The organism is Frankia sp. CcWB3 (genome assembly GCF_977927595.1).
This window is the reverse complement of sequence record NZ_CDWRCK010000080.1, coordinates 1-632: the sequence shown is the minus strand read 5'-3', so window position 1 is coordinate 632 and position 632 is coordinate 1. Positions and strand designations below refer to the sequence as shown.

Genomic DNA, 632 nt, shown 5'->3' with positions numbered 1-632 from the left:
CGTTCCCGTTCACGTTCACGTTCACGGACCCGGCCAGCGGAAGGAAGGGGGGCATCGCTTCCGGCGGGTCCCCGGACGAGCCGGGGTGGGAGCCGAAGGCCGCGGCGGCGCGGCGCACCGCGAGGTCGGGCACCGGGTCCAGGGTGATTTGCTGGGCCGCGACGATCCGCGCCGCGAACATACGGACGAACCAGTAGTATCCGCCCGCCCCGAGCAGCATCTTGCGCATCATCCAGAGCAGGCCGCGCTGGCGGTAGGTGTCGGGGAGCCCCGCGCTCGCGTCCGCGAGATCCTTCGTCGCGATCGCCGGGACGGGATCCTGCACCGGACGCCACAGCACCCGGATGAAACCATCCTCCAGCCTGGTCGCACCGGCCTTGCTGAAATTTTCGATGCGCGAGTGGAAGACCTCCCACTCGCGCCCGCACCAGGCGTCCCTGAAAAAGGGATCGGAACAGAGCGCCACCATCACGCGGGTTCCACCGGCGCCGGCGGCCAGGGCCAGGTCGGGGTCCATGCCGGGACGTGGGCGGGTGTCCAGGATTCCGCCCACCGCGGAGCCAACCTGAACCCGCAGCTCGTACTCGAGATCAGCGTGAAAGCGCTGCACCCAGCGCCGATCCTCATCTGCC

At 69.6% G+C, this 632-nt stretch carries 1 pseudogene; it reads right to left on the bottom strand.

Going from position 1 to position 632, the window contains the following annotated elements:
• Window positions 1–632 (bottom strand): annotated as a pseudogene (locus ACY5KJ_RS08610) (toll/interleukin-1 receptor domain-containing protein); the annotation flags it as partial.